The 20,808-nt window shown below is 68.9% G+C and carries 16 protein-coding genes; 6 read left to right on the plus strand and 10 right to left on the minus strand.

What is annotated here, in order from left to right:
• Window positions 1–64 precede the first annotated feature (64 nt).
• Window positions 65–1,120, minus strand: a complete 1,056-nt coding sequence (locus RZE79_RS27545; RefSeq protein WP_319357677.1) for an AbrB family transcriptional regulator — start codon at window positions 1,118–1,120, stop codon at window positions 65–67.
• A 118-nt stretch (window positions 1,121–1,238) separates the two neighbouring features.
• Between RZE79_RS27545 and RZE79_RS27550 the strand changes: the two genes are divergently transcribed.
• Window positions 1,239–2,009, plus strand: a complete 771-nt coding sequence (locus RZE79_RS27550) for a ChaN family lipoprotein (RefSeq protein WP_228121959.1) — start codon at window positions 1,239–1,241, stop codon at window positions 2,007–2,009.
• Here RZE79_RS27550 and RZE79_RS27555 read toward each other — a convergent pair.
• The gene (locus RZE79_RS27555) at window positions 1,993–3,327 is read right to left on the minus strand and encodes an aminotransferase class III-fold pyridoxal phosphate-dependent enzyme (RefSeq protein ID WP_319357678.1); all 1,335 of its coding nucleotides are present in this window, start codon (window positions 3,325–3,327) and stop codon (window positions 1,993–1,995) included. The genes RZE79_RS27550 and RZE79_RS27555 overlap by 17 nt on opposite strands.
• Before the next feature lie 70 nt (window positions 3,328–3,397).
• On the opposite strand from RZE79_RS27555, the gene purU reads away from it, so the two are divergent.
• Window positions 3,398–4,255, plus strand: coding sequence for a formyltetrahydrofolate deformylase (gene purU, locus RZE79_RS27560; protein ID WP_153281859.1), 858 nt, complete (start codon window positions 3,398–3,400; stop codon window positions 4,253–4,255).
• A 22-nt stretch (window positions 4,256–4,277) separates the two neighbouring features.
• Window positions 4,278–5,519, plus strand: a complete 1,242-nt coding sequence (locus tag RZE79_RS27565; protein ID WP_319357679.1) for a serine protease — start codon at window positions 4,278–4,280, stop codon at window positions 5,517–5,519.
• Window positions 5,520–5,554: 35 nt separating this feature from the next.
• On the opposite strand, the gene RZE79_RS27570 is transcribed toward RZE79_RS27565, so the two are convergent.
• The 4 genes from RZE79_RS27570 to RZE79_RS27585 form a co-directional block, all read right to left on the minus strand.
• Entirely contained in the window at window positions 5,555–5,929 is a 375-nt protein-coding gene (locus RZE79_RS27570; protein ID WP_319357680.1) for a YXWGXW repeat-containing protein, read from the minus strand.
• A 112-nt stretch (window positions 5,930–6,041) separates the two neighbouring features.
• Entirely contained in the window at window positions 6,042–7,367 is a 1,326-nt protein-coding gene (locus tag RZE79_RS27575) for a GDSL-type esterase/lipase family protein (protein ID WP_319357681.1), read from the minus strand.
• Window positions 7,368–7,433: 66 nt separating this feature from the next.
• The gene (locus RZE79_RS27580) at window positions 7,434–10,730 is read right to left on the minus strand and encodes a carboxyl transferase domain-containing protein (RefSeq protein WP_319357682.1); all 3,297 of its coding nucleotides are present in this window, start codon (window positions 10,728–10,730) and stop codon (window positions 7,434–7,436) included.
• A gap of 12 nt (window positions 10,731–10,742) precedes the next feature.
• Window positions 10,743–12,386 (minus strand): AMP-binding protein, encoded by a 1,644-nt coding sequence (locus RZE79_RS27585; protein WP_319357683.1) that lies wholly within the window; start codon window positions 12,384–12,386, stop codon window positions 10,743–10,745.
• A gap of 85 nt (window positions 12,387–12,471) precedes the next feature.
• Between RZE79_RS27585 and RZE79_RS27590 the strand changes: the two genes are divergently transcribed.
• From RZE79_RS27590 to RZE79_RS27600, 3 genes are all read left to right on the plus strand, one after another.
• Entirely contained in the window at window positions 12,472–13,152 is a 681-nt protein-coding gene (locus RZE79_RS27590) for a TetR/AcrR family transcriptional regulator (protein WP_319357684.1), read from the plus strand.
• Window positions 13,153–13,185: 33 nt separating this feature from the next.
• Window positions 13,186–14,451 (plus strand): branched-chain amino acid ABC transporter substrate-binding protein, encoded by a 1,266-nt coding sequence (locus tag RZE79_RS27595; protein ID WP_319357685.1) that lies wholly within the window; start codon window positions 13,186–13,188, stop codon window positions 14,449–14,451.
• A 291-nt stretch (window positions 14,452–14,742) separates the two neighbouring features.
• The gene (locus RZE79_RS27600; RefSeq protein WP_319357686.1) at window positions 14,743–17,961 is read left to right on the plus strand and encodes a cytochrome P450; all 3,219 of its coding nucleotides are present in this window, start codon (window positions 14,743–14,745) and stop codon (window positions 17,959–17,961) included.
• 75 nt (window positions 17,962–18,036) lie between these two features.
• Here the strand turns inward: RZE79_RS27600 and RZE79_RS27605 are convergent, their stop codons facing one another.
• The 4 genes from RZE79_RS27605 to RZE79_RS27620 all read right to left on the minus strand — a co-directional run bounded on the left by RZE79_RS27605 (window position 18,037) and on the right by RZE79_RS27620 (window position 20,681).
• Window positions 18,037–18,810 (minus strand): alpha/beta hydrolase, encoded by a 774-nt coding sequence (locus tag RZE79_RS27605; RefSeq protein ID WP_319357687.1) that lies wholly within the window; start codon window positions 18,808–18,810, stop codon window positions 18,037–18,039.
• 84 nt (window positions 18,811–18,894) lie between these two features.
• The gene (locus RZE79_RS27610; RefSeq protein WP_101493805.1) at window positions 18,895–19,530 is read right to left on the minus strand and encodes a TetR/AcrR family transcriptional regulator; all 636 of its coding nucleotides are present in this window, start codon (window positions 19,528–19,530) and stop codon (window positions 18,895–18,897) included.
• A gap of 30 nt (window positions 19,531–19,560) precedes the next feature.
• Window positions 19,561–20,073 (minus strand): phasin family protein, encoded by a 513-nt coding sequence (locus RZE79_RS27615; protein WP_319357688.1) that lies wholly within the window; start codon window positions 20,071–20,073, stop codon window positions 19,561–19,563.
• Between the two features lie 56 nt (window positions 20,074–20,129).
• Entirely contained in the window at window positions 20,130–20,681 is a 552-nt protein-coding gene (locus RZE79_RS27620; RefSeq protein ID WP_319357689.1) for a hypothetical protein, read from the minus strand.
• Between the last annotated feature and the right edge of the window lie 127 nt (window positions 20,682–20,808).

The raw sequence follows: 20,808 nt of genomic DNA on the forward strand, positions 1-20,808 counted from the left end.
CTGCGCCGCCGAAATGAAACGAGCGCCCCGCGGGGCGCTTTTTCTTTGCCTGTCTCCCGGGCCGTCAGCGCTCGGTCCACCGGTACATCGGCCCCACGATCAACAGCACCGCCACCAACCGGCACACCTGGAACGCCGTGACCACCGGCACGCCCAGTTGCAGCACCTTGGCGGTGATCGACATCTCGGCGATGCCACCGGGCGAGGTGCCCAGGATCATCGTGGCCGGATGCAGCCCCGTCGCCCACGCCAATAACCACGCCGCGCCGGCGCACAGCACCAGCATGCCGACGGTGCCCAGCGCCACCGAGCCGAGCCAGCGCGGCGCCGTGTGCAGAAACTCGCGGCTGAAGCGCACGCCCAGGCTCACGGCGATCACGAGCTGCGCGGTGTTCGACAGCCAGGTCGGCACCGCCGACAGCGACTGCCCCGCGACCGTGAAGCCCATCGCCACCAGCAGCGGCCCCATGAACCAGGGGTTGGTGCGGCCCAGCGCCCGCATCGCGAGCCCGCCCACGCCGGTGGCCAGCACCAGCAGGGCCAGCCCGGCCGGGTTCACCTCGCGCACGCCGGGCGGATTGATCTCCAGGCCGTGCAGCCCGCTCCACTGCATCGCGAACGGAATCGTCACCGTCACCACCATCAGCCGCAGGCTGTGCGCGGCCGCCACCAGGTCGGTGCGCGCGCCAGCCGATTCGGCCAGCAGCGTCATCTCCGACGCCCCGCCGATGGCGCCTGCGAAGTAAGTCGTGGCTCTCATGGATTTCGCCGGCACATGCGGCATGCGCGCCGCATGCACGCGGTGCAGCCAACGGCCGAAGGCCCAACCCAGCAGCAGCGCCCAGCCGATGGCCAGCAAGATCGCCCACCACACGCCGGCCACCAGCGTCACCACCTGCGGCGTGAAATACAGGCCCAGCGCCGTGCCGATGGCCCATTGCCCCATGTTGCGCAGCGGCGTGTGGCTCGCGGTCGGCAGGCCCGCGATCGAGGCCAGCGACACCGCGAACAGCGGGCCGATCATCCAGGGCAGCGGGGTGTGCAGCGCGACACACACGAGGGCGGCGGCCAGCGCCAGCAGCAGCGTGGCCAGCACGCGAAAGGGAAAGCGGAACGACACGGGAAGAAAAAGCGGCGGAAAAGGACGACATCCCGGGGCGGGGTGCGGGGCATAGTATGGCGGGATGCTCCTTCGCCCCTCCCGCGTTTACTGCGCTTCCCGGCTCCTCGCGCCGCTGATGGCCACCGCCCTGCTCGCCGGCTGCGCCGCGCTGTCCGCCGAGGCGCCCGTCGCGCGCCGCGTCGCAGCGCTGCTGCCGGCCGATGCCCTGCTGCTCGGCGAACAGCACGACGCCCTCGAACACCACATGCTCGAACGCGAGACCGTGCAGGCCCTGGCCGAGCGCGGCCAGCTCGCCGCGCTGGCGCTCGAGATGGCCGAAGAAGGCCGCAGCAGCGCCCGCCTGCCCGCCACCGCGACCGAAGCCCAGGTGCAGACGGCCCTCGGCTGGAACGACAAGGCCTGGCCCTGGAAGCGCTACGGCCCCAGCGTGATGACGGCCGTGCGCGCCGGCGTGCCCGTGGTCGGCGCCAACCTGCCGCGTGCGCGCATGAAGGACGCGATGGCCGACGTCTCGCTCGACGTGCAGCTCAACGGCGAGGCCTACGCCATGCAGCAGGAAGCCGTGCGCGAAGGCCACTGCAAGCTGCTGCCCGAATCGCAGATCGGCCCCATGACCCGCATCCAGGTCGGGCGCGACCGCGCCATGGCGCAGGCGGTGGTGAAGGCCCGCCAGCCGGGCAAGACGGTGGTGTTGATTGCGGGCGCCGGCCACGTCACCAAGGTGCTGGGCGTGCCGCAGCACCTGCCGACGGACGTGTCGGTAAAAACCGTCCACCTGCAGGCCGGCGGTGCGGCCGAAGACGACACAGCCTACGACGCCACCTGGCGCACACCGGCGCTGCCGCCGGTGGACTACTGCGCGGGCGTGCTCAAGCGAACTTCTTGATCGAGTCGGCCAGCGTGTTGACCAGCGTGTCGATGTGCTGCTTCTCGACGATGTAGGGCGGCGCGATCACCAGCACGTCGCCCGCGGCGCGCACCAGCGCGCCCTTGTGGAAGCAGTCGAGGAACACGTCGTACGCGCGCTTGCCCGGTGAGCCGGCGATGGGCGCCAGCTCCACCGCCGCCGCCAGGCCCAGGCTGCGGATGCCGATCACGTTCGGCAGACCCTTGAAGGTGCTGTGGAAGGCATCGCCCAGCACCTTGCCCATTTCGCCGGCGCGCGCGAACAGGTTTTCTTCCTTGTAGAGATCGAGCGTGGCCACCGCCGCCGCGCAGGCCACCGGGTGGCCCGAGTAGGTGTAGCCGTGGAAGAACTCGACCACATGCTCGGGCGCGTCGGTCTTCATCATCGCGTCGTAGAGCTTGTCGCGGCAGATCACGCCGCCCAGCGGAATCACGCCGTTGGTCACGCACTTGGCGAAGTTCAGCATGTCGGGCACCACGCCGAAGAAGTCGGACGCGAAGTTGGTGCCCATGCGCCCGAAGCCGGTGATGACTTCGTCGAAGATCAGCAGGATGCCGTGCTTGTCGCAGATCTCGCGCAGCCGCTTCAGGTAGCCCTGCGGCCCCAGGTACCAGCCGGCCGAACCGGCCACCGGCTCGACGATGATCGCGGCGATGTTGCTCGCATCGTGCAGCGGCAGGATGCGGTTCTCGAGTTCGACCAGCGGGTCTTCGGCCCACACCGGCTCCTGGTTGTGGATGTAGGCATGGTTCACCGGGTCGTGAATGAAGCGCATGTGGTCCACGCGCGGCAAAAAGGCCGAGCCGAACACCTTGCGGTTGCCCGGAATGCCGCCCACCGACATGCCGCCGAAGCCCACGCCGTGGTAGCCCTTCTCGCGGCCGATGAACACGTTACGGTGGCCTTCGCCGCGCGCGCGGTGGTAGGCCAGCGCCACCTTCATCGAGGTGTCGGCGGCCTCGGAGCCCGAGTTGCAGAACAGCACCTTGTTCAGGTCGCCGGGGGCCAGCGCGGCGATCATCTCGGCCGCCTTGAAGGCCTTGTCGTTGCTGACCTGGAAGGCGGTGGCGTAGTCCAGCGTGTCCAGCTGCTTCTTGATCGCCTCGTTGATCGGCTTGCGGTTGTGGCCCGCGCCCACGCACCACAGCGACGAGATGCCGTCGACGACCTTCTTGCCGTCGTGCGTGGTGAACGTCATGCCGTCGGCCGCCACGAAGACCCGCGGGTCTTTCCTGAAATGGCGGTTGGGCGTGAAGGGCAACCACTGGTTGTCCATGTTGAAGTCCTGGAAGGCCATGTCTCGCTCCTGCGGTTATGTGGTCGAGGAAAATCGCGATTCTGGCACCCCTGCCACAATCCTGCCCCTGATGACGACCACTACGCCCGCCTACATCCTGAACCTCTCCTGTCCCGACCGGACGGGCATCGTGCACGCCGTTTCGGGCTTCCTGCTCGAGCGCGGCGCCAACATCGAAGAGGCCGCCCAATACAACGACCACGGCACCGGCCTGTTCTTCATGCGCGTGCGCTTCGCCTGCGGCGCGCACAGCGAAGCCGTGCTGCGCGAGGAGTTGAAGACCTTCGCCACCGGCTTCGGCATGAGCCTGCAGCTGCACGCTGCCGCCGAGCCGATGAAGACCGTGATCCTGGTCAGCAAGGAAGGCCACTGCCTGAACGACCTGCTGTTTCGCTGGAAGAGCGGCCTGCTGTCGATCGACGTGCGCGCCATCATCTCGAACCACCGCGACTTCTACCAGCTGGCCGCCAGCTACAACGTGCCCTTCCACCACATTCCGGTGACGGGCGCGACCAAGGCGCAGGCCGAGGCCAAGCAGCTGGAAATCATCGAGGCCGAGGGCGCCGAACTCGTGGTGCTCGCGCGCTACATGCAGATCCTGAGCAACGACCTGTGCAAGAGCCTGGCCGGCCGCGCGATCAACATCCACCACTCGTTCCTGCCCAGCTTCAAGGGCGCCAAGCCCTACTACCAGGCACACGACCGCGGCGTGAAGCTGATCGGCGCCACTGCCCACTACGTGACGGCCGACCTCGACGAAGGCCCGATCATCGAGCAGGACGTGGCCCGCGCCGACCACACCGACACGGTCGAAGACCTCACGGCCCGCGGCCGCGACACCGAGAGCCAGGTGCTGGCCCGCGCCGTGAAGTGGCACAGCGAGCACCGCGTGCTGCTGAACGGCCACCGCACGGTCGTCTTCCGCTAACCCACCCAACCGCCGCTCCCAGATGCGCCTGCAGCTTCCGCTTTTCGCCCTCGCTGCCGCTCTGGCAGCGCCCGCCACCTTCGCCCAGGACGCACGCGGCAGCGGCGCCCCGCTGGCGCCCGACGTGCTGTTTGCGCGCGTCTCGCCCAGCGTCTGGGTCGTGCAGCCCAGCGACGCCCAGGGCAAGCTCATGGCCACGGGCAGCGCGGTGGCCACCGGCCCGGGCACAGCCATCACCAGCTGCAAGCTGCTGGCCAGGGCCAGCGCCGTGGTGCTGCGCCGTGACAACGTGAGCTACGGCGCCGTGCTGGAGCACCCGGACGTCGAACGCGACCTGTGCCAGTTGCGCGTCGCGAACCTCGCATCGCCGACCCTGGGCGTCGTGCCCGCGGGCGCGCTGCAGGTCGGGATGCCGCTGTACGTCATCGGCGCGCCACGCGGTCGTGAATTGACACTCGGCATGTCCATGCTCGGTGGCGTGCGTCGCAATGCCGCGGGCGCGCTCGAATCGCTGCAACTGGCCACGCCGACCGAGGCGGGCCTCGCAGGCGCCGGCCTGTTCGACGCGCAAGGTCGCCTGGTGGGACTCGTCGCGAGTTCGGCGCCGGCAACCCTCGCCATGCCGGCCGCGTGGATCGCGGACCTGCCGACGCGCGGCCAACGCGCCATCGAGCGCCTCGCCGCGCAGCCGGCTCCAGCGTCGCTGCAGCGTCCGAACCTCGTGGAGTACCAACTGCACGACCGCCTCACCAACACGCACCGCAAGGTGATCTACCGCGCGGACCCGGCCACCACCACCGACGACCGCCTCAGCTTCAACAACGGCGGCTACGTCGAGAAGCCCGGCGGCGAGGTCGTCAGCGTCACGACGGCCGTGGCCGGCGAGTTCGATGGCGTCATGCCGCCGGGCGGCTGGGCCCGGCCGAGCCTGGAACAGGACGCCGCCTGGGCCACGGAATACGACGCCACCATGGGCGGCACGCGCATCAAGATGGACCTGCGCGCCACCGTGGTGAACGACGCCGCCACGCTGCCGGTCAACGGCCGTGAGATGAAGGTGGTGCAGATCAACTACCGCGGCTACACCCAGCGCTTCGCGAACGCGGGCGCCTGGAGCGGCAACCAGTACGGCGCCTACCGCGCCAGCGTGTGGTTCTCGCCGGAGCTGGGCCGCGTCGTCCGCTTCGAGGTGCAGACGCGCGGCGGCGCGAGCGGCGGCGCGTTCCAGGTCAGCGAAGTGCTCGAGCTGGTGAGCATCCGCTAGCCGGGCAGCGCGCCGCGCGCGATCAGTTCAATCAATCAATTGCGGTACGGATTGTTCGGACGCCGGTCATGGCGGTTCGGCACGCCGTCGCCGTCGCGGTCCCAGCGGCCGCGGTTGTATTCCCAGCGGCCATTGTTCTCGCGCCATTCCGGCGGACGGTAGGCATAGCCCGGGCGGGCCCGCACGTACATGCCGCGCACCCACACATGGCGACCGCCGCGCCACTCATAGTGACCCGGTGCCCACACGTAGCCGCGGCGCGGCGGCGGCACACGCTCGTAGCGCGGCGGGGGCGGCGGTCCCTGGATGGTGATCACCGCCTGCGCCTGCGCGGCCGTGGGAACGGTCAGGGCGCCCACGGACAGCAGCGAGGCGGCACCGATGGAAAGAGCGACTGCGAGTGTTTTCATGAGAAAGCCCCATGGTTGTTGGAGGAGCCTTCATGCTGCCGGGGCCGTGTGAAGCGCCTGTAAGCGGTGCGCGAAATCTTGTGTAGAGCTGTTTCGCGCCCGCGCGCGTGCTTTATTCCTGCAGTTCGCGCAGGTCGATGGCCGCGGCCATGGCCGCGTGGCCGGCGCGGTTGGGATGCAGGTGATCGCCGCTGTCGAATGTGGGATTCAGCTGACGCGGCGCGGCGGGGTCGCGCAGCACGGCATCGAAGTCGATCACGCCGTCCACGTCCTGGCGGCTGCGCACCCAGCGGTTCACGGCCTCGCGCATGGCCTCGTTGGCCTCGGTGGCGTAGGGCGTGTTGCCGAAGGGCGGCACGGTGCCCAGCAGCACCTTCACGCCCTTGGCGCGCGCCTGCTTCACGAGCTGCCCGAGGCCCTCGGTGATGCGCTCGGCGGTGGGCACTTCGTGCGGTGCCACGCCGGCGGCAGGCAGCATCGCGAACACGCTGCGGCCGATGTCGTTCGTGCCAAGCAGCACGATGACGTGCGTCACGCTGCTCTGGCCCAGTGCATCGCGTGCGAAGCGCGACAAGCCGTTGGGGCCGATGCCGTCCACCAGCAGCCGGTTGCCGCCGATGCCCATGTTGATCACCGACACCGCCTGCGCGGCCTGCGGACTGTCGCGCAGCCGCGTCGCGAGCATGTCCGGGTAGGCGCCGGCGCCCGACTCGCCGCCCCCCGCCGTGATCGAATCGCCGAACGCGACCACGGTGCGCATCGGCTTCGTCGTGAGCACGTCGAGGCCGGTCACGATGTGGTTCATCGGCAGCGGCGTGGCCTTCGGCAGCTTGGGTGCCGCCACGGCGTTGCCGGCCGCTACCCACCCCGTGTCCGCAGACAGCAGATAGGCCGTGGCGAACGGCGTCGCACGGTCGAAGAAGAGACTGACCGCCACCGACTGCCCGGCCTCGACCGCCAGCGCCACGCCGTCGCTCCAGACCTCGGCCCCCGGTGCCACTGTGACGGTGGCACGCCCGCCGAAACGCAAGGTGCGCAACGAGGCGGGCGAGACCGCGGTCGCGCCGGTGCCCAGCGCCACGGTGGCGGCAGCGATGCGCAGCGGCTCCTTGCCGAAGCGGTTGGACACGCGCACGCGCACACGCTCGCCATCGAGCGTGGGTTGCAGCAACTGGCGCAAGGTCTGGCCCTGGAACACATGGGCGCCCGGCCCACCCATGGACGCGGTGCGCGGGTTCGCGGCCAGTTCGCGGAAGTCCAGCGGCGCCACGGCCCAGCTCGCGACCCAGCGCGCGTCGGCCGGCTGGCGCACGGGCTGGTCGGCCCCGACCGCCTGCACACCCGCGAGCAGCACCACAAGGCCGAGAACGACCATCCAGTGTGCGGGGGAATTGGAGGCGTCGCGCAGACGGGCGCGCCAACGGGCGAGAAGATTCATGCGTGCAAAAGCGGCCCAGTGTACGGAGCCGCCTTGCCCGCGCAGGTGACGAGGTCTAGCCTGAAGTTACCAAGTGTCGACGTACGCCGAGGCCGCCTCGGCCGGCCGCGTCGCCGAGGCCAGCCCGCGCACCAGCCAGCTGCGCGTGTCGGCCGGATCGATCACGGCATCGATCTCCAGCGTCTGCGCCATGTGGATCGCCTCGCCGTTGGCGTACTGCTGCGCCACCAGTTGCTTGAACAGCGCGTCGCGTTCCGCGCCCTCGGGCACGGCTGCGAGCTCCTTGCGAAAACCCAGTCGCACCGCGCCTTCGAGGCCCATCGCGCCGAACTCGCCGGTGGGCCAGGCCACGGTGAACACGGGCGCGTCGAAGCCGCCGGCGGTCATGGCCTGCGCGCCCAGGCCGTAGCCCTTGCGCAGCACCACCGCGAAGAAGGGCACGCGCAAATGCGAGGCCACCATGAACATGCGGCACACGTGGCGCACCTGCGCCTGCGCCTCGATTTCGGGCCCGACCATGAAGCCGGGCGTGTCGCACAACGACACGATCGGTAACCCGTGGGCGTTGCACAGTTGCATGAAGCGCGCGGATTTGTCGGCCGCCTCCACGTCGATCGCGCCGCCCAGGTGGTGCGGGTTGTTCGCCATGAGGCCGACCGGCTTGCCCTCGATGCGCGCCAGCGCGGTGACGATGCCCGCGCCGAAGCCCGCGCGCAGCTCGAGCAGCGAGCCTGTGTCGGCCACGCCGCGCATCGCGGCGCGCACGTCGTACACGCGCAGCCGGTTCTCGGGCACCACGTGGCGCAAGGTGCGCGGGTCGGCGCACTGCCAGTCGCTCACCGGGCCCTGGAAGTACGAGAGGTATTGCTTGGCCGCAGCGACGGCGGCCGCCTCGTCTTCCACCAGGATGTCGATCACGCCGTTGCGCGACTGCACGCTGCTCGGCCCGATCTGCTCGGGCGCGAAGGTGCCCAGGCCGCCCCCTTCGATCATGGCGGGGCCGCTCATGCCGATGTTGCTGCCCTTGGTCGCGATGATCACGTCGGCGCAGCCCAGCAGCGCCGCGTTGCCCGCGAAGCAGCGGCCGTGCACGATGCCGACCACGGGCACCTTGCCCGAGAGCGCCGCGAACTGGCTGAAGGTGTGGTTGTTCAGGCCTGCGACGATCGGCATGTCGGTGTCGCCCGGCCGCCCGCCCCCGCCTTCGGCGAACAGCACCACCGGCAGCTTGAGCTGGTGCGCCACCGCGAGCATCCGGTCGGTCTTGTGGTGGTTGCGCATGCCCTGCGTGCCGGCCAGCACGGTGTAGTCGTACGCGAGCACCGCGCAGCGTGATTTCTCGGGGCCGAACTGCTTCGCGTTGATGCTGCCCAGCCCCGTCACCATGCCGTCGGCCGGCGTGTTGGCGATGAGGTCTTCGAGCGAGCGGCGGCGCGTCTGCGCGGCGATGGCGAGCGCGCCGTACTCGATGAAGCTGCCGGGGTCTTCGGCCGTGTCGCACAGGTCGGCGATGTTCTCGCGCGCGGTCCGACCGCCCTGCGCATGGCGCTTGTCGACCGCCGCCTTGCGGTTCGCATCGAGCGTGGGCGCATGGCGGTCGATGACCTTCTGCAGATCGGGGCGGACCGCGTCGAGGTCGTGCGCGATGCGCGCCTGCGCCTCGACGCCCTGCGCATCGACGGCCTCCAGGCGCACCAGCGACTGGCCTTCGACGAGGTAGTCGCCGGGTGCGGCCAGCAGCGCGAGCACGCGGCCGGCCACGGGCGCATGCAGCAGGTGCTCCATCTTCATGACTTCGAGCACGCCGAGCTGCGTGCCGGCGGGCAGCACGTCGCCCACCGCGACCTCGAACTGCACCAGCTTCGCGGGCATCGGCGCCTTGACGGTGAGGCCGTCGTCTTCGCCCTCTTCCTGCACCAGAGCGCTCGCGACGGCTGGAGCCGTCACCTTCTTCGTGTGCTTTTCAAACGCCTTCGCGTCCGCGAGCAGATCGCCCAAGTGCGCTTCCACGAAACGCGTGTGCACCGCCTGCGTGGCGAACTCGGGCCGCGCGGCAATGGCGCACAGCAGCGGCAGGTTGGTGGCGATGCCGTCGATGTGGCATTCGTCGAGCGCGCGCAGCGAGCGGCGCAGCGCGTCCGCGAAACGCGGCGACGGCGAATGCACGATGAGCTTGGCCAGCAGCGTGTCGTAGTGCGGCGAAGGCGCCAGGCCCGTGTAGCCGTGCGTGTCGACGCGCACGCCGGGGCCGGCCGGCAGGTCGAAACGCGCGAGCGTGCCGCCCGCGGGACGCGCGTTGCCTTGCGCATCGAGCGTCTCGGCGTTGATGCGCCACTGCACCGCGAAGCCGCGCTGCGGCGCCGTGCGATCGGCTTCCACGCCGAGCGCGCTCAAGGTCTCGCCCGAGGCCACGGCGATCTGCAGCTGTACGAGGTCCAGCCCCGTCACCGCTTCGGTCACCGTGTGCTCGACCTGCAGGCGCGGGTTCGCTTCGATGAAGACGAAAGGCAGAGTGGTCGATGCGGCATCGACCAGGAATTCAAACGTGCCGAGCCCGCGATACCCCACGGCCTTGGCCATGCGCAACGCCGCCTGCGTGACCTGCGCGCGCAGCGTCTCGGGCAGCGACGGGCTCGGCGCAATTTCCACCAGCTTCTGGAAGCGACGCTGCAGCGTGCACTCGCGCTCGCCGAGGCTGGCCACGGCGCTGCCGTCGCCGAGCACCTGCACCTCGATGTGCCGCGCGTTGCGCATCAGGCGCTCGACGTACACGCCCTCGATGCCGAACGCCGCCTTGGCTTCGGACATGCAGCGCGCGTGCGCCTCGGGCAGTTCGTCGGCCGTGAGCACGGCGCGCATGCCGCGCCCGCCGCCGCCGCCGATGGCCTTGACCATCACGCCCGCGCCCTGCGCGTGCTGCTCGGCGAAGAAGGCCTGCGCCTGCGCGAGCGTCACCGCGCCGGCGCTGCCGGGCATCACGGGCACGTCGCATTGCGCGGCGAGTTCGCGCGCACGGGCCTTGTCGCCGAACAGGCCGAGCTGTTCGGGCGTGGGGCCGATGAAGACCAGGCCCGCATCGGCGCAGGCCTGTGCGAAGTCGGCGCGCTCGCTGAGGAAGCCGTAGCCGGGATGCACCGCATCGCAGCCTTGTGCCTTCGCCACGGCGATCAACGCGGCCACGTCGAGGTAGGCCGAGGGGCCGGTTGCGTCGAGCGCGACCGCCACGTCGGCCAGTTGCACGTGGAGCGCGGTCGCGTCGTCGCGCGCATGCACCGCCACGCTGGCGATGCCCAGGTCGCGCAGCGCGCGCACCAGGCGCACGGCGATCTCGCCGCGGTTGGCAATCAGAACTTTGGAAAACACGCAGTCGGCCTTTCAGGTCTTGTCTTTGAGCAGGCGGCGCAGCACCTTGCCGGCGCCGGTGGTCGGCAATGCGTCGATGAAGCTCACGGCGCGCGGCGCCTTGTAGCTCGCCATGTTCTCGCGCGCCCAGGCCACGAGCGCATCGGCCTCGAGCGTGGCGCCGGGCTTGCGCACGATGAAGGCCTTCACGACCTCGCCCTTCTCGGGGTCGGGCTGCGCAATGACGGCCGCCTGTGCCACCGCCGGGTGCTTGATGAGGATGGTCTCGACCTCTTCGGGGAACACGCTGTAGCCCGAGACCTTGATCATTTCCTTGAAGCGGCCGATGAAGGTGAGGTAGCCGTCGGCGTCGAGCTTGCCCATGTCGCCCGTGTGCACCCAGCCGTTGCGCAAGGTGGCGGCCGTGGCTTCGGGCTTGTTCCAGTAGCCCTTGAACGAGCCGGCGCTGGTGAGCACGATTTCGCCGACTTCGCCCACGGGCATGTCGACCTGCGTTTCGGTGTCGATGATGCGGATGGTCACGCCCGGCACCGGCACACCCTGCGTGCCCCAGCGCGGCGCCTCGTGCGGCGTGTAGGTGTCGCAGGTGTGGGTTTCGCTCAGGCCGTAAGCGGCCTCGAACGAGCTGCAGTTCTTTGCGTGCGAGCGCCACTGTGCGGCCAGCGGCTCGGTGAACGCGATGCCGAAGCTGGTCACCGGGTTCATCTTCAGGCTAGCCAGGTCGAAGCTGGCGATGTCGGGCACCTGCATGCAGGCCACGTTCATCGGCGCGATGCTGTACCACCAGCTCACCTTGTAGGTGGCAATGGCCTGCAGCACGGTGCGCGGGTCGAAGCGGTGCAGCAGCACCGACGCGGCGCCGCTGAGCACGGGCACGTTGACGCCCATGAGCATGCCGGCGATGTGATACAGCGGCGCGATGGACAGCAGCACGTCGTCCGGCCCCACGCCGTTGCAGTCGGCCGCGGCGCGCGTCTTGTAGAGCGCGTTGCCGTAGCTGAGCATCGCGCCCTTGGGCAGGCCGGTGGTGCCCGAGGTGTAGGTCATGAGCGCGATGTCGTCCATGTCGATGGCGACGGGCTGCGGCTTGGCATCGGACTTCATCACGGCGAGAAAGTCTTCGCAGCCTTCGGGCACGCTGCGTTCAGCTGTGCGCTCGGCGGCGAGTTCGGCCGGCAGGTCGAGCGTGGGCTCGGCGGGCAGCAGGTCGGCGTAGTGCACGACGAACACATGCGCGAGCGCGCTCTGGGCCTGCACCTTGCGCACCACCGGCACGAGCGGCGCGGCCGCGACGATCACGCGCGCCTTCAGGTCGTTGACCTGGTAGGCCAGCTCGTGCTCCTTGTTGAGCGGCCCGCTCGGGCAGACGATGGCGCCGATCTTCTGGATGCCAAAGTGCGCCACGAGGTACTGCGGGCAGTTGTTGAGGAACAGCACCACGGGCTCGCCCTTGGCCACGCCCAGGGCCTGCAGGCGCGCGGCGAAGGCGTCGCTCGCGCGGTCGAGCTCGGCCCAGCTCAGGGCCTGGCCGTACCAGAGGCAGGCGGTGGCGTCGCCGCGTGTGCGCGCGTGGTCGCGCAGGTAGGCGTGCAGGGGCTGCTGCACGCGAGGCGGCAGCTCTTTCAAGCGTTGCGGGATGGCGGGCGTTGTCTCCATGGCGTCACTTTCTCAGGGTTATCGATAGCCGCCTGCACAGGGCCGGCGCTTGCCAATGCGGCATCGTGCACGAACAATCCTACCCATGGGTATAACTTCCGCGACACCGAACAAACCCTCTGCCACGCACACGGCGCAGCCGCACCTGCCGCAGGGCACGGGCCGCCAGCGCGCGGCCACGCAGGGCACCGACCTGCAGCGCGAGCGCATCCTGCAGGCGGCCGCGCAGCTCTTTGCCACGCAGGGCTACGCCAACACGACCATGGCGCAGATCGTGCGCGAGCTGGGCGTGACCAAGCCCTTCGTGTACTACTACTTTCGCGACAAGCAGGAGATTTTCGAGACGCTGTCATGGCGCCCCGCGGTCGACTGTTTCACCGCGCTCGACTTCGCCGCCACCGATCCGCGCCGCGCGAGCGAGAAGGTGATGGAGGGCATCGAGGGGCTGATCCGCGCCACCATCGCGCACCACCCGGTGGCCTTCTTCGCGTACCGCGAGCCGCAGGTGTACCGCCCCGAATACCTCGAAGCACAGAAGAAGCTCGCGCACCACTTCTATGACCTGCTGTGCCCGCTGCTCGAAGAAGCCCGGCGCGACGGCGACCTCGACTTCGACGAGACCAAGATCACCGCGCTCGCGGCCTGCAGCCTGCCGGGCTTTCTCTACAGCTGGTACCGCCCCGGCGGGCGCCTCTCGCCCGACGAGGTGGTGGCGCAGCTCACAAAGCTGGCCAGCCGCGTGATCGGGCTGCGCGCGACGCACTGATTCCGTCTTTCACACACCCTCCGGAGACACTTCATGAAGCTCACGCATGCGCCCCTGGCGCGGATCGCCCTTGCCTCTTTGTTTGCCATCGCCGGCACCGCGGCGCAGGCGCAGGCCCCGCAGCCGACCTACAAGATCGCCTACATCGATCCGCTGTCGGGGCCGTTTGCCAACGTGGGCGAGCTGATGCTGATGCACACGCAGTACGCCATCGAGGACATCAACGCCAAGGGCGGCGTGCTCGGCGGCATGAAGCTGCAGCTGCTGCAGTTCGACAGCAAGCTCTCGGCGCAGGAAAGCCAGAGCGCGCTGCAGGCGGCCATCGACCAGGGCGCCAAAGCCATCGTCACGGGCGGCTCGGGCTCGTCGGTGGTGACGGCGCTGGTGCTGGCCGTGGCGCGCTGGAACCAGCGCAACCCGGGCAAGGAACTCATCGTGCTGAACCACTCGTCGATCGACCCCGAGATGACCGGCAAGGGCTGCAGCTTCTGGCACTTCCAGACCGAGGCCAACACGGCGATGAAGATGAAGGCGCTGGCCAACTACATCAAGAAGACGCCGGACGTGAAGAAGGTCTACCTGCTCAACCAGGACTACGCCCACGGCAAGCAGTGGGCCAGCTACGGCCGCCAACTGGTGGGCCTGGCGCGCCCCGACATCCAGTTCGTCGGCGAGACACTGCACCCCATCGGCCGCGTGAAAGACTTCGCGCCCTACGTCGCCAACATCAAGCAAAGCGGTGCCGACTCGGTCATCACCGGCAACTGGGGCCAGGACATGACGCTGCTGCAGAAGGCCGCGGGTGACGCGGGCTACAACCTGCGCTATTTCAACCACAGCGCGGGCTCGGTGCCGGGCACGGTCACCGCCGTGTCGCAAGCGAAGACGGGACAGCTCACGTGGGTGGCCGAATGGCACCCGGGCCAGGCCGACACGCCGAAGGTCGACGCGCTCGCCAAGGCCTACAAGGCCAAGACCGGCAAGGACTTCCTCGCGCCGCGCATCGACCTCACGCCGCGCCTGCTGGCCGCCGCCATCGCAAAGGCCGGCAGCGCCGACACGGTGAAGGTGGCGCGCGCCCTCGAAGACCTGAGCTTCGACTCGGTGGTGGGCCCCGTGCGCATGCGCGGCGAAGACCACCAGCTGCTGCTGCCGCAGGTGGTGAACACCATCGCGCCGGTGGACGGCAAGGCGGTGAAGACGGGCTGGGAAGGCACCAACTACGGCTTCCGCACCGATGCGGTCTATACCGGGAACGAGCTGGCGCAAGGGACCGACTGCAAGATGGTCCGGCCCTGATTGAGTGCTTTCGGGGGACGTGCCCAGGCCACCGGGTACTTCCCTCCGCGAATGTCCCCCGGGCTTCGCCCTCCGCCTTGATTTCGCTGCGGGAAGCACCCAGTGCCCTGGGCACGGGCACGCTGCGGGCTCATGACCTCACTGTGAATGGCGATCACGCTGCCTGTGTGAACGCCCTGCAGGCCTCCTAAGGGAAACCCCGTCCTGCCCGCCCCCTGTGCCGTCGGGATACTCCGGATTCGCATCCCGGACATCCGAAGCGGGTCCCTACGCAGGCACAAGAAGGCACACATGGCAGGAAAGAACTCGCTCCATCCGATTCCCCACCCGGCGAAGAAACCCTTCGTCGGCAATCTGCTGTCCATCGGCTCCGACTCGCCGGTGCTCGACATGTGGAAGATCGCGCAAGACCTCGGCGGCATCTACTGGCTCGACATGCCGGGCATGCCGGTGATCGTGGTGTCGTCGCCCGCGCTGGTCGACGAGCTCTGCGAAGAGCCGCGCTTCGACAAGAGCACGCGCGGTGCACTGCGCCGGTTGCGGGCTGCGTCGCACGGCCTGTTCACCTCCGACACGCACGAAGAGACGTGGTCGAAGCCGCACAACATCCTCCTGGCCAACTTCAGCCAGCGCGCGATGCAGGCCTACCACCCGATGATGCTGGACATCGCGGGGCAGCTGGTCACCAAGTGGGAGCGCCTCAACTTCGATGAAGAGGTGGACGTGGTGCGCGACATGACCGCGCTCACGCTCGACACCATCGGCCTGTGCGGCTTCGGCTATCGCTTCAACTCGTTCTACCGCGAGGGCTTTCACCCCTTTGTCGATGCGATGGTGCGCACGCTCGAAACGGTGCAGAACCGGCGCGGCCTGCCGCTCGAGGAGCTGATGCTCAAGAAGGAGCTGGCGCAGCAGCGCAAGGACATCCGCTACATGCACAAGATGGTGGAAGACATCATCGAGGAGCGGCGCGCGAGCGGTGCCGACATCGCCACCAAGCCCGACCTGCTGAGCTACATGATCGCGGGCGTGGACAAGAAGAGTGGCGAGAAGCTCACCGACAAGATGATCCGCGACGAGTGCATCGAATTCCTCATCGCGGGGCACGAGACCACCAGCGGCCTGCTGTCGTTCGCCATCTACTTCCTGCTGAACAACCCCGAGGCGATGGCCAAGGCGCAGGCCGAGGTCGACAGCGTGTTCGGCGGCGACACCACGCAAAAGCCCACGTACGCGCAAGTCAACCGGCTGCAGTACGTGATGCAGGTGCTGAAAGAGTCGCTGCGCCTGTACCCGACCGCGCCGGCGATCTCGATGCGTGCCAAGGAAGACACGACGATCGGCGGCCAGTACACGATCAAGAAGAACAACATGGTCATCATGCATGCGCTGGCGCTGCACCGTGACAAGGGCATCTGGGGCGAGAACGCCGACCAGTTCAACCCCGACCACTTCAGCCGCGAGGCCGAGCGCGAGCGGCCCGTGAACGCATTCAAGCCCTTCGGCAACGGACAGCGCGCCTGCATCGGACGCCAGTTCGCCCTGCAAGAGGCGGTGCTCACGCTGGGCATGATCCTGCAGCGCTTCAACCTGGTCGATCACACGGGCTACAAGCTCAAGATCAAGGAAGCGCTGACGATCAAGCCCGAGAACTTCAAGATCAAGGCGCTGCTGCGCGACCCGGCCTCGCGCCCGCGCGGCAATGGCGAGACAACCGCCGCGCCCGATGCACCGGTCAAGCCGGCTGCGCGCAAACCGCAGGCAGCACGCCACGGCACCTCGCTGCTGGTGCTGCAGGGCTCCAACCTCGGCACGGCCGAAGACCTGGCGCGCCAGCTGGCCGAGGCCGGCGAGTTGCGCGGCTTCTCGACCCAGCTCGCCTCGCTCGACGACTACGCCGAACGGCTGCCGGCCAGCGGCGCGGTGGCGATCGTCTGCGCCTCGTACAACGGCGTGGCGCCCGACAACGCGGCGGAGTTTCATCGCTGGCTCGACAAGGCCGACGACGCGCTCAACGGCGTGCGCTTCAGCGTGTTCGGCTGCGGCAACACCGACTGGGCCGCCACCTACCAGGCCGTGCCGCGCCGCATCGACGAACGGCTCGAAGCCTTGGGCGCCGACCGCGTGCACGCACGCGGCGAAGGCGATGCTCGCGAGGACATGGACGGCGCCTTCCAGGACTGGAGCGACGCGCTGTGGCCCGCACTGGTGAAGGCCTTCGACATCAAGAACGGCGCCGACACGCCGGCCGAGGCCGAGCCGCTGTACACGCTGGAAGAACTGCCGCCGCCGCAGAAGAACGCGCTGGTCGATGCGCTCGGCGCCGTGGCGCTGCGCGTGATCGAGAACCGCGAGCTGCAAAGCGCCGGCGCCAACGGCGAGGCCGGGCGCTCCACGCGCCATGTCGAGCTGACGCTGCCCGAAGGCGTGAACTACGTGCCCGGCGACCACCTGAGCGTGGTGCCGCGCAACAGCCCGGCGCAGGTCGAGCGTGCGATGGCGCGCTTCGGTTTCGACCGCTCGGCGCACGTGCGGCTGCAGGCCGTGCCGGGGCGCAAGGCGGCGCTGCCCGTCGATCAGGTCATCGCCGTCGATCGCCTGCTGGGCGACTACGTCGAGCTGCAGGACGTGGCCACGCGCAAGCAGATCGCCACGCTGGCGGCGTACACCGAGTGCCCGTTCACCAAGCCGAAGCTTGTCGCGCTGTCAGGCAGCGACGAGGCCTCGCAGGCTGCCTACAAGGCCGAGGTGCTGCACAAGCGCAAGTCGCTGCTGGAGCTGCTCGAAGAGCACCGCGCCTGCCAGGTGCCGTTCGCGGTGTTCCTCGAAATGCTGTCGCCGCTGTCGCCGCGCTACTACTCGATCTCCTCGTCGCCGGCGATGACGCCGGGGCGCTGCAGCGTGACGGTGGGCGTGGTGAGCGCGCCCGCGATGTCGGGCAGCGGCACCTTCGAGGGCGTGTGCTCCAACTTCCTGGCGCGCGCCGAGGCCGGCGACACGGTGCATGGCGTGATCCGCGAGACCACGGCCGAAGGCTTCCGGCTGCCGGACGATGCGATGCGCCCGCTGATCATGGTCGGGCCTGGCACCGGCCTGGCGCCGTTCCGCGGCTTCCTGCAGGAGCGCGCAGCGCAGGTCGAACGCGGCGAGGCGCTGGGCGAGGCGATGCTGTTCTTCGGCTGCCGCCACCCCGAGCAGGACTTCATCTACGCCGAAGAGCTGCAGGCCTGGTCGCACCGCGGCCTCATGAAGCTGCACACGGCCTTCTCGCGCGCGGGTGACCGCAAGGTCTACGTGCAGGACCTGATCCGCGAGCAGGGTGCGGCCGTGTGGAAGCTGCTCGAAGCCGGCGCCGTGGTGTATGTGTGCGGCGACGGCTCGCGCATGGAGCCCGACGTGCGCCGCACGCTCAGCGACCTTGCGCGCGAGCACGGGCAGGACAGCGCGGCGTGGATGGACCGGATGATTGCCGAGCAGCGCTATGTGCTCGACGTGTGGGCCGGGGCCTGAAGAACCAACTCTGGAGCCCCAAAGAAGAAGACCGGCAGTTGCCGGTCTTTTTTATGGGGGAGTGCGCGCCTCAGGTCAGGCGTCGCGGTCCGGGTCCGGATACACCAGCGGCCCGAGCATGCCGCGGTTGAACGGCTTCCACGCGCCCTCGGGCTGCGCCAGCCGGTCGGCCACCGCATAGAGCACGGCCGGGTGCGCGCCGAGCCCCAGGTGGCTGGCCATCACTTCGATGTTCTCGGACTGCGGACCGGTCTTCTCGAGGCTGCAGCGCCATGCCACGACGCCGTCGGTGCGGCTGAAGATCGAGGTCGTGGGCACGGGCGGCGTGGGTTCGACGAACTTCATGCGGCGCGGGTCGTGCGAGCTCTGGCCGCTCACGCCTTCGTACACGCGCCAGGCGTTGGTGGCGCGCGGGCTGCCCGAGAACGGGCTGCCGAGCGTGATCACGTTGCGGATGAGGTCCTTCTGCGCCGAGGCCAGCAGCCGCGCATACACGCCGCCCAGGCTCCAGCCGATCACGCTGACCTTCTGGCCGCTCTTGTCGGCCAGGGTCTTGAGCAGCTCGACCATGCCGTCTTCGACGCCGGCGCGCGGGCCCAGGTTGCGGCCCTGGCCCCAGCCGTGCGCGTCATAGCCGCGGCTGCACAGGTAGCGGCGCAGCAGCAGCGTGGACATGTCGCTGGCCACCAGGCCCGGCAGCACGATCACGGGGTGCCCGTCGCCGCGTGGCGCGAGCTGCAGCAAGGGCCACATGGCGAGGCCGGCGCCGGTTTCCCAGAGGGCGCGCGCTTCGGCCAGCAAGAGCAGGCGCGACGGCGGTGCGATGGGTTCGTGGGTGGCGGTGGACATGGTGGCGGCTTCCTTTCTGTTCTTTCTTCTGTAGGACGAAGATGGGGGTGCGAAGTTGCATTCCCCGTCGGACGACGACTTCATTTATCCGAGGTATTTGCCCCTCAGGTAATCAAGATAAGCCCTCGATTCGCTGGAAACATACGGAGAAACCAGCGTGAGTGTGTAGAAAGCCGCCAAACCGGGGTCGGCCTGCGCCAGGGCGTCGCGTCCCGGCACCAGCCGCTCGAACGAGAGCCAGCAGGTGGTGGTGAAGACCATCTGCAGCGCGAGGATGCGCGCCTGCTCGGCGCTGGTCTCGATCACGCCCGACGCCACCAGCCCTTCGCACAGCGTCTGGGCTGCGAGCAGGTTCTGCGCGGTCATGGCCTGGGCGCGCTGCCCCAGGGCCGGGTACTCGCTGGCCAGGAAGGCCATGTCGCGGTAGATGAAGCGGTATTCGTCGATGGCCTCGAAGCGCAGGTGCAATGCGAGCCACAGGTCGTCGATGGCGGCAATAGACGCCGACGAGCCGTTGAGCACTTCGAGCCGCTGCTCGAAGCGCCGGAACAGCCATTCGACGATCAGCTGCTTGGCCTTGAAGTGGTAGTGCAGGTTGCCCGGGCTCATGCCGAGCTCGGCCGCGATCTTGTGCGTGGACACGGCCGGAAGGCCTTGTGCGTTGAACAGCGCGAGGCTGGTCTGCAGGATGCGATCGCGCGTGGTGTTGGAGCTGGCCACAAGCGGCGTGTTGCGTGCGTTGCGTGCCGCTCAGCGCTTGCCGCCGGAGCCGCCTGAACTGGCGCGGGGGCCGGTCGGTTTCTCGAGTTTCGCGAGGCGTTCGCGCAACTGCGCCACCTCGTCGCGCAGCGCCTGCACCTCGTCGGCGCTGGGCATGCCCAGGCGTTGCAGGGCGGTGGCGACACGCTGGTCGAACACGTCCTCGAACTTGCGGATGCCGAAGGTGTCGAGGCTGGGGAAGCCGCGCGTCAGCGCCGCCTTGGCACCGGCCGCGTCGGCCTTGCCTTGCCCGATGCCGAGCAGGCCTTCGATCACGTTGGCCTGGCGCTTGGCGACGTCGCTGCGCACGTTGTCCAGCGCCTTGAGGCCGGCGCGCAGCAGCGCTTCGGCCTTGTTGGTGCCGGCCGCAGCACTGTCTGCAGGCGGTGCTTTCGCAGCCGGCGCCGCCTTGCGGGGCGCGGCTTTTTTCTTCGCCGCCGGAGCCTTCTTGGCAGGCGCCGCCCTCTTCTTCAACTTTGCAGTGTCATCGGGACGGGTCGCCATGCGGTGGTGCTCCAGGGGCGGTAGAAATGAAAAAGGGCGCGGTCAGCGCCCCGGGATCAGGCCGCCTTGCGGGCAGCGCGGCGAACCGGCTTCTTGGCCGCAGCGACCTTGGCCTTCACGGTGCGCACGGGGGCGGCTTCTTCGGTGCCGCTCACACGGGCTTCGATCTGCTTGGTGCCGGCGACGATGCGGTCGGCGATTTGCACCGACACGGTGGCGAAGGGCTGGTTCACGGTCGACAGGGCGTTGAACACGGTGGTGGCAGCGGGCGATTCGATCTGGGCGACGCGGTTGGCGACGGTTTCGATGCCGCTGGTGGTGCCGGCGGCGACGCGGTCCATCGCGTTCACGATGCGGCTGGTGTCGATGTCCAGGCGGTTCGACAGGAAACCATGCACCTTCTCTTGCGCGCCGATCAGGTTGGCCTTGATCTGCTCGCTCACCAGCGGAATCTGGCGATTGCCCAGGAACTCGCTGTAACGCGAAGCGGCACCGCCCAGCAGGCGCTGCACGCCGGTGCGGTAGGCACCGACCAGGGTCTTGCCGGCGTCGTTGTACTGGCCGACGACGTGGATGGCGGCGGAAGCGATGTTGGTTTGCGTGGACATGTGAGATTTCCTTGAAGTTGAATGGCTCGCGGGGAATCGCGATGGGCCAATCATCTTCCGCAGGGCCTAGGCCTGGAAAACTAGAACGGTTGGAAAACTAGTCCAACTGCCCCAATTTTTTGCCCAG

It is taken from the genome of Variovorax sp. EBFNA2 (genome assembly GCF_033802765.1).
Classification (GTDB): Bacteria; Pseudomonadota; Gammaproteobacteria; order Burkholderiales; family Burkholderiaceae_C; genus Variovorax; species Variovorax paradoxus_H.

What these genes read in the sequence shown, in the direction of transcription:
- RZE79_RS27570 (WP_319357680.1), bottom strand. Translation starts at nt 5,929, where the DNA reads ATGAAAACACTCGCAGTCGCTCTTTCCATCGGTGCCGCCTCGCTGCTG.
- RZE79_RS27595 (WP_319357685.1), top strand. Translation starts at nt 13,186, where the DNA reads ATGAAGCTCACGCATGCGCCCCTGGCGCGGATCGCCCTTGCCTCTTTG.
- RZE79_RS27590 (WP_319357684.1), top strand. Translation starts at nt 12,472, where the DNA reads ATGGGTATAACTTCCGCGACACCGAACAAACCCTCTGCCACGCACACG.
- RZE79_RS27555 (WP_319357678.1), bottom strand. Translation starts at nt 3,327, where the DNA reads ATGGCCTTCCAGGACTTCAACATGGACAACCAGTGGTTGCCCTTCACG.
- RZE79_RS27615 (WP_319357688.1), bottom strand. Translation starts at nt 20,073, where the DNA reads ATGGCGACCCGTCCCGATGACACTGCAAAGTTGAAGAAGAGGGCGGCG.
- RZE79_RS27600 (WP_319357686.1), top strand. Translation starts at nt 14,743, where the DNA reads ATGGCAGGAAAGAACTCGCTCCATCCGATTCCCCACCCGGCGAAGAAA.
- RZE79_RS27585 (WP_319357683.1), bottom strand. Translation starts at nt 12,386, where the DNA reads ATGGAGACAACGCCCGCCATCCCGCAACGCTTGAAAGAGCTGCCGCCT.
- RZE79_RS27565 (WP_319357679.1), top strand. Translation starts at nt 4,278, where the DNA reads ATGCGCCTGCAGCTTCCGCTTTTCGCCCTCGCTGCCGCTCTGGCAGCG.
- RZE79_RS27605 (WP_319357687.1), bottom strand. Translation starts at nt 18,810, where the DNA reads ATGTCCACCGCCACCCACGAACCCATCGCACCGCCGTCGCGCCTGCTC.
- purU (WP_153281859.1), top strand. Translation starts at nt 3,398, where the DNA reads ATGACGACCACTACGCCCGCCTACATCCTGAACCTCTCCTGTCCCGAC.
- RZE79_RS27550 (WP_228121959.1), top strand. Translation starts at nt 1,239, where the DNA reads ATGGCCACCGCCCTGCTCGCCGGCTGCGCCGCGCTGTCCGCCGAGGCG.
- RZE79_RS27575 (WP_319357681.1), bottom strand. Translation starts at nt 7,367, where the DNA reads ATGAATCTTCTCGCCCGTTGGCGCGCCCGTCTGCGCGACGCCTCCAAT.
- RZE79_RS27620 (WP_319357689.1), bottom strand. Translation starts at nt 20,681, where the DNA reads ATGTCCACGCAAACCAACATCGCTTCCGCCGCCATCCACGTCGTCGGC.